The organism is Kribbella caucasensis (assembly GCF_004361855.1).
Lineage (GTDB): Bacteria > Actinomycetota > Actinomycetes > Propionibacteriales > Kribbellaceae > Kribbella > Kribbella caucasensis.
The window spans coordinates 246,703-254,008 of the sequence record NZ_SNWQ01000015.1; the positions used below are offsets into that span (position 1 = coordinate 246,703).

5 protein-coding genes are annotated in these 7,306 nt (G+C 69.1%); 3 read left to right on the forward strand and 2 right to left on the reverse strand.

The annotated features are described in order from the left end of the window. The first annotated feature begins 35 nt into the window (after positions 1-35). Positions 36-563 carry an RNA polymerase sigma factor gene (locus EV643_RS28700; protein WP_133803275.1) on the forward strand — a complete coding sequence of 176 codons (528 nt, stop codon included), beginning with the start codon at positions 36-38 and terminating at the stop codon, positions 561-563. Further along, the gene (locus EV643_RS28705) at positions 560-1,729 is read left to right on the forward strand and encodes a WD40 repeat domain-containing protein (protein WP_133803276.1); all 1,170 of its coding nucleotides are present in this window, start codon (positions 560-562) and stop codon (positions 1,727-1,729) included. Before EV643_RS28700 ends, EV643_RS28705 begins: the two co-directional genes overlap by 4 nt. On the opposite strand, the gene EV643_RS28710 is transcribed toward EV643_RS28705, so the two are convergent. Next, positions 1,726-4,728, reverse strand: coding sequence for a S8 family peptidase (locus tag EV643_RS28710; RefSeq protein WP_133803277.1), 3,003 nt, complete (start codon positions 4,726-4,728; stop codon positions 1,726-1,728). The genes EV643_RS28705 and EV643_RS28710 overlap by 4 nt on opposite strands. Before the next feature lie 261 nt (positions 4,729-4,989). Between EV643_RS28710 and rpsT the strand changes: the two genes are divergently transcribed. Further along, positions 4,990-5,250, forward strand: coding sequence for a 30S ribosomal protein S20 (gene rpsT, locus EV643_RS28715; RefSeq protein ID WP_133803278.1), 261 nt, complete (start codon positions 4,990-4,992; stop codon positions 5,248-5,250). A gap of 98 nt (positions 5,251-5,348) precedes the next feature. On the opposite strand, the gene holA is transcribed toward rpsT, so the two are convergent. Beyond that, positions 5,349-6,332 carry a DNA polymerase III subunit delta gene (holA, locus tag EV643_RS28720; RefSeq protein WP_133803279.1) on the reverse strand — a complete coding sequence of 328 codons (984 nt, stop codon included), beginning with the start codon at positions 6,330-6,332 and terminating at the stop codon, positions 5,349-5,351. Positions 6,333-7,306 lie beyond the last annotated feature (974 nt).

Consider the following 7,306-nt stretch of genomic DNA (forward strand, 5'->3'; position numbering starts at 1 on the left):
GCCGGGTCGCGCGTCTACAGGGTGTGACGAATCCGATGGTGAGCTACGGGGAGATCGGCGCGATACCGGTCCCCGACGACGGACCGGCCGCCGTAGCGCGGCTCTACCGGCGGCACTGGCTTGGGCTGATCCGGTTGGCCGTCCTGATCGTGGACGACCGGCAGTCGGCGGAGGACGTAGTACAGGAGGCCTTCACCGAGCTGTACCGGCGCTGGCCGCTCAACGACCCCGACAAGGCGCTGCCCTACCTCCGGGCCGCAGTACTCAACCGAAGCCGATCCGTACTACGCCGGCGCCGCGTGGCCCGGCTGTACACCCCACCGGCCGACCGCCCGAGTGGTTCGGCGGAGAGCGCCGCCGAGCTGCACGAGGACCGCCGGGAGGTGCAGCGTGCCCTGCAGTCGCTGCCCACCCGCACCCGTGAGGTCCTCGTCCTCCGCTACTACTTCGATCTCGCCCACGCCGAGATCGCCCAGACCCTCGGGATCAGCGAGTCGAGCGCCCGGGCCACGGCCTCGCGCGGCATCGCGATCCTCACCCAGAAGCTGAAGGAACTGCGATGACCGACACAGAGACCCGCCTACGCGACTACCTCCAGTCCCAGGCGGACACGATCCCCGACACCAGCCAGCCCCCGGACCTCGACCTCGGTCGCCAATCCCCCCGCCGGCTCTGGCCCATCCTGGCCGCGGCCGCCGCCATCGGCGCCGTCCTGATCCTCACCGTCCCGCTCCTCACCGGCCTGACCAGGCAGGACCAGAAGCCGGCCGACAAGCCCGCAGCTCTCGGCGTCCCGTACGTCCTGATCGACAAGGAACAAGTCCTCCATGACCGGGAGCAAACGGTGCCCATCCCGAGCGACCACGGGTCGCTCAATGTCAGCGAACAGGTGTCCGGGGGGTGGGCGACGACGTGGATGGACCGACCAGGCGGTACCTCTTTCGTCGGCATCCTGCGGCCGGACGGCAAGATCACGTCGATCGGCCCGGCGAACGCGTTGGGTGTTCAGGCGTCGCCGGACGGCTCCCAGGTCGTGACCAGCGTGCCGAACGGCAAGGGCGGGAGCCGGTTGGTCGTCCTCGACGTGGCTACCGGCCGGGAGCTCGCCAGTCAGACGGTGCCGTACGCAATGGTTGGCCTGCTGGGCTGGAACAAGAACGGCATCTGGCTGCACGAGGACTACGCACCGACCACGACACCGGTGCTCTGGGATCCCACCACCGGCACGGTGACCGAGGTCAAGATGCCCGGCTACGCCCACGGCCTGTCCGCCCCGGCGGCGAGTGACAGGATCCTCGTGACGACCCGAACCGGGGAGGCGTGGTGCTTGAAGACCGGTCGGCTGACAGACGGGAAGCTCGCCGTCGACCGCGAGTACTGCGGCACCGGCGGTCCGCACAATTACCCGGCGCTGTCACCCGACGGCCAAACAATCGTCGACAGCGCCCGCAAGAAGGTCATCGACGTCGAGACCGGGAAGGTGACCAACCTCCGCGTCGACGGTGAAATGCCTGGCTGGCCGCAGCCGGTTTTCGAGGACGACACACACCTACTCGTCCTGACTCGGGGCTCAGGCGACGTGGTCGAAACGAGCGTGACACCGGGGGTCGGCCGGCTCGAGCCCGCCAGTGTTCGTCACACCGTCTACCGCTGTGACGTGACCACTGGCAGCTGCGATGCGGCGTACACCTCTCCCCCGGTGTACAACCTCCAGTTGCTCGAGCCCTAGCTGTCCACCCTGACCACAGTCGAGCCGGAGCCGTCGGCGCCGTCGGTGTAGGTCAGTTGGCCTAGGTACCGGGTGCCGGCGGTTAGGCCGGTCCAGGTTGCGGTGACGGAGACCTGTCCTGCGACCTGGACCGTCTGCGTGGCAGGGTCCACGGTCAGGTTGCCCGCGGACGTGGCGAGCTCCCAGTGGTTCAGCTTGACGGTCTGCTCGCTTGCGCCGGCGTAGAGGTCGACGTACACGTCGTACGAACCACCCGCGGGAGCAGGGAGGTTCACCTCCTCCTCGGCCGAGCCGCCCGTGCTGGAACCCAGCAGGGTCGTAGTGCCGGCCTTGTAGACGAAGACGTCGAGGTCGGTGCCGGCCGGGTAGTCCGCGTCGAAGGTGGAGAAGCGCGCGTACTTCGTGCCCTCCGGAACGCTCACCGTGAACTTGGCGACGTGCTCGTTGGCCGCCGGGCTGCCGGTCGGGAAGCTGACGCCGCCGGGGTTCTTGAGCGCGGCCTGTTCGGTGGCAGCCGCTGTCAGGCCGATCGCCGAGGTCTGCAGCGTGCCCGAGTACCCCGCGGTGAGCGGGACCTCGACCGAACCGCTGGTGCCAGTGCCGTTGACCTGGACCGGCGCCTTGACCGTCAGCGGCCGCACCGCGAGCGTGCTGCTCACCGTGTGCTCGGCGGAACGCCAGTTGAGCTTGCCGAACGAGTACTGCTCCAGAGGCGCACCGTTGTGCTCGAACGTCACCTGGTACTTCGCCGTCGCGCCCGGCAGCACGACCAGGATCTTCGGGCTGACCGTGACCTTGACGCCGGTCATCCCCTCGACCTTCGGGAAGTAGACCTCGGGCAGCTGGCCCACGTTGCGCACGGTCCGCTGGACCGTCTGCTTGCCGGCCAGGTCGCCGATCGAGACGGTCGGGTAATTCAGGTTGCTCGGGTCGATCTTGCCCTTCGCACACAGCTCGTGCGTCTCGGCCACCTGTCCGGATCCGCAGACGAAGCGCGCCCAGTCGTCGTACGACGAGTCGTAGACCAGGCCCGGGTCCATCGCCCGCTTCGGCTGGATCTGGCCGGCGCCGTACCCGAACGGGTTGCCCGCGGAACCGGAGTCGTTCTTGATCGGGTCGCCGTTGGTGTCGCGATCGTTGGCGCTGGTGAGCAGGGCCGACTTGATCGCCATCGGGGACCAGTTCGGGTACCGGCCCTTCAACACGGCGGCTGCCCCGGCGACATGCGGCGCGGCCATCGACGTACCGCTCATGAACGCGTACTCCCCGCCGGCCGCGCTGAACGCGGAGGTCGCGGCGAGCACGTTCGTGCCCGGCGCCATGACGTCCGGCTTCAGCAGATCGCCGTTCCCGGCCAGGGACGGACCACGACTGGAGGAGCTGGCGACCTTCGGGGCGTTCACCCGGACGGTCTGGGCCGCGCCGATCTGGGCGGTCGGGTTCGCGGTACCGCCGACATACGTCTTGATCTCCGGGCCGGCCACGTGGTCCAGGTGGGCCGTCGGAACCGAGTGCAGGTCGGAGTCGAGCGTGCCCGCGACGACGTTGACCAGGATCATGCCGACGCCGCCGGTGTTCTTCACCTGCAGGCTCTTGTCCACCCGGGCGTTGCCGCCACGGTCGCAGACCACGATCTTGCCGGTCACCTTGGCCGGGTCGAGGGTGCCCGGCATGCAAAGGACCAGGTTGGCCGGGTTCGCGTTCGGCAGGCCGGCGTCCTTGGCCAGCACGACCGGCGTAGAGGGCACGCCGGCGCCGATCCCCGCGCCGGTGTACGACTTGCCGTTGCCGAGGGTGACGCTGGTCTGGACCTCGCGGTCATGGGTGCCGTTGGCAACGGTCGTCACCCAGGGGTAGTTCTTGCCGACCGTGCTGACGCCCGGGCCGGTGTTACCCGCGCTGGTCGAGACGAAGACGCCCGCCCGCGCGGCCCGGAGGAAGGCCAGGCCAGTCGCGTTGACGAAGGTCGAACCGGACCCCGAGATCGAGTAGTTGATCACGTCCACGCCGTCCGCGACCGCCGCGTCGATGCCCGCGACGATGTCCGCCTCGGTCCCGCTGCCGCCGCCGGTGGCGTCGACCGCCCAGAGCACCTTGTAGATCGCGAGCCGGGCGTGCGGGGCGATCCCCGAGCCCTTGCCGTAGTCACGGCCGACGACCGACATGTCGACGCCGTTGTTGCCGCCCGCCGTACTGGCCGTATGGGTGCCGTGGCCGCCGTAGTCCCGCGGCGACCTGAACTCCTCGGGGATCGGGCGGTTGCCGATCCCGGCGTCGAAGTACCGGGCGCCGATCACCTTGTTGTTGCAGGTGACGGGCGCCTCGGTGCCGGCCTGGCAGGTGCCCTTCCACTTCTTCGCGATCAGCGCGTCCGACTGCGGGGTCGTCTTCATCGGCGCGAAACTGGCCCGCTCGGGGACGAAACCGGAGTCGATCACGCCGATGATGACGCCGTCACCGGCCTTGTCGACACCACCGGCCAGCTGCCAGGCGCCGCCCCGGCCGGACAGCCCGAGGTACCGGGGGGTGTCGACCGTGTCCTGCTTCTGGATCTCGCTCGGCTCCACACTCTTCACACCCGACGACTTGGCCAGCTTCACCGCCTCGTCGTGCGACATCCGCGCGGAGAATCCGGCATATGTGTAGCTGTAGTCGTACAGCTTCTGCGCATCGGGGACCTGGGCCAGTACTTCGGACCGCTCGCGCGCCAAGTGCCCGACGTACGAGACCACCTGGCTCGCAGTACGGAGCAACTTGCCGCCGGGCGCGACCGTGGTGGCGGGCAGGCCGACGATGTCACCGCTGTACTCCGCGACGGGGGCGTCGTCGAGCTGGACGATGTACGCCCCGGTGGCGGACTCCTTGACCTGCGGCTCGGATTCAGTCGCCGCCGTCGGGGTGGACGCGGTCGCGTGGTTGACGAGCGTGACGACGAGGGCGGACGCGCTCAAACCGGCGACGGTGAGCAGCTTCCAGCGCCTGCGGGCGGTGGCTGGCACGGAGTTCCTCCAGGGGCGGTGGACAGCGTCACGAGGGCCCGAGTATGCCGTTGACCGCCCCCGATGTCACGCTCAGTTCCCCCGTGTCACGTGGGCCCTCAAATCCACCGCTGAAGCCAACCGCTGACCCGGCTGCAGCCCGGTTTGGAGCCGACTGCAGATTCTTGCTAATCTGTCTGTTCGCGCGTGTGCGTTGGTACTCACCCGTGCACGCACCACCATCCTGTACTGACCGCAAACTCCTGATCGAGGCTCTGCTCCGTGGCGAACATCAAGTCCCAGATCAAGCGCAACCGCCAGAACGAGGCTGCGCGACTTCGCAACAAGGCTGTGAAGTCGACCCTCAAGACGGCTGTTCGCCGCTTCCGCGAGGCCGCCGAGGCCGGCGACTCCACGAAGGCCCAGGAGACCGCCCGCGTGGCCGGCCGCCTGCTCGACAAGGCCGCCAGCAAGGGCGTCATCCACGCCAACCAGGCCGCCAACCGGAAGTCGTCCATCTTCAAGAAGGCCGCTTCCCTCTAGCCAGACCCCAACGATCGGCCCTCCATCCACTGGACCGGGCCGATCGTTTTTGCATGCCCAAACCAGCCCGCCGCGCACTGCGCTTCAGCGCTCTGCGCTCAGCGGCGACCGTGGGCGCGGCTGACGGTGATGACCATGCGCTCCAGCGCATAGCCGGCGTCACCCGAGGCCCCTTTGACATCAGCGTCGGCCTGCGCCACCGCTTTGATCGCGCTGGCCAGACCACCGGCAGTCCACCCACGAGCCTGTTGCCGAAGCGTCTTCAACTTCCACGGCGGTACGCCGACCTCGCGCGCCAGATCCGCTTCCCGCAACCCGCTGGGCGCACTCGAGTACTTCGCGAGCCCCCGTAATCCCCCAGCCATCGCACTAGTGACAAGAACCGGCGCAACCCCGCAATCCAGCGCCCACCGCAACTGCTCGAGCGCAGGCTCGGTCCGCCCGGCGATCGCCGCATCCGCGACCGCGAAACTCGTCACCTCAGCCCGCCCGCCGAAGTACTGACTGATCAACTCCGGCCCGACCGGCTGACCGCCAGCGTCCGACACCAATTGCGAGCACGCACCCGCAAGCGCCCGAAGATCGTGGCCAACGGCATCAACCAGAGCCGCCGCGCCACGCTCGTCGACACTCCCGCCGAGCAACCGGATCTCCCTCGCCACGAACTGAGGCAGCTCCCACGTCTTCGGCGCCGTCGCGACCACCTCGGTCACGGATGCCTTGCGCAACTTGTCGAGGACCGCCTTGCCCTTCTGACCGCCCGAATGCACGAGCACCACCAGCATGTCCTCCGCCGGCGAGCCCGCGTAGTCCAGCAACTGCGACACCATCTCGGCCGGCAGATTCTCCAGCATCCGCAGCACCAGCACCCGCTCCGCCGCGAACAACGACGGCCCGGTCAACTCGGCGAACACCCCGACATCAAGCTCCGCCGCCCCGAGATCCGTCACCTCGATCTCCGCGTTCCCCTTCGACACAGCCGCAATCGCCGACCGCACCGCCCGATCCGCCAAAAACGTCTCCGAGCCGGTGACGAGCAACACGTCCCCCAGCTTCGGCGCAGAACTCCGTCGACCAGCCATAACCCCGTCAGCATCCCACGCCCCACCGACAATCCACGACCCACCACCCAACCCACCCCACCCAGCCAGCCAGCCAGCCACGCAGCCACCCAGCTCGCCCGGCGCAGCCAGCCACGTAGCTCGCCCCGGCCAGCCGCCAACCCAGCCGCCTCACCCCAGCAACAACCCAGCCACCTCACCCCAACAACCTCACCTCACCGCCGCCCGCAACCAAGCCCCATCACCTCGAACGGGCGGCCCAGGAACGGGCCCGGAAACGGGAAGCCGCCCCGGGCGCCAATGACCACCTAGCCGCGGCCCAACCACCACCCGCGGCCCGACCTCGAACGGGCGGCCCAGGAACGGGCTCGGAAACGGGAAGCCGCCCCGGGCGCCAATGACCACCTAGCGGCGGCCCAACCACCACCCGTGGCCCGAAGTCGACCGGCGGCCCGACAAGCGGCCGGAAGTCGACCGGCGGCCCGAGGTCGATCGGCTGCCCAACGTGCTCCTGACGGTCCGAGGTGCTGCTGACGGTCCGAGGTGCTGCTGACCGGCGAAGCCGCCGGTCAGGACTGTCTCGTTAACGGTGTTCCCGGCGGGGTGGCGGTGCTCCGCATCTGGTCCGTCTGCACACCAGCTCATCGTGGAGGAGATCACGTGGCGGCTGTCCGGGCTAACAGGGCCGTAGTCGTGGCCGCCGCTGGCGGGTTGTCGGACCGCTGGTCGGTCGTCGGTCGTCGGTCGTTGCAGGTGGCGGGCAGCAGGCGGCAGGCGGTGAGAAGGGTGTTTGTTCGACGGCCGCTGAGGTGGCCCGCAGTGAGGGGCCGGCGGTAACTGGCCGGCTGATCGGCGGCGCGGCGGACGCCGCAGGATCAACGACCGGTGGGTTAGAAGGGTGGTGGATCGTCAGGTGCGGGTGGGGTGGGTGGTTGGGTGATGGGGCCGCGGGCGGGCGGAACGGTGGTGTGGCGGTGCCCGGTCGGCGTAGTCAG

What these genes read in the sequence shown, in the direction of transcription:
- EV643_RS28705 (WP_133803276.1), top strand. Translation starts at nt 560, where the DNA reads ATGACCGACACAGAGACCCGCCTACGCGACTACCTCCAGTCCCAGGCG.
- EV643_RS28700 (WP_133803275.1), top strand. Translation starts at nt 36, where the DNA reads ATGGTGAGCTACGGGGAGATCGGCGCGATACCGGTCCCCGACGACGGA.
- holA (WP_133803279.1), bottom strand. Translation starts at nt 6,332, where the DNA reads ATGGCTGGTCGACGGAGTTCTGCGCCGAAGCTGGGGGACGTGTTGCTC.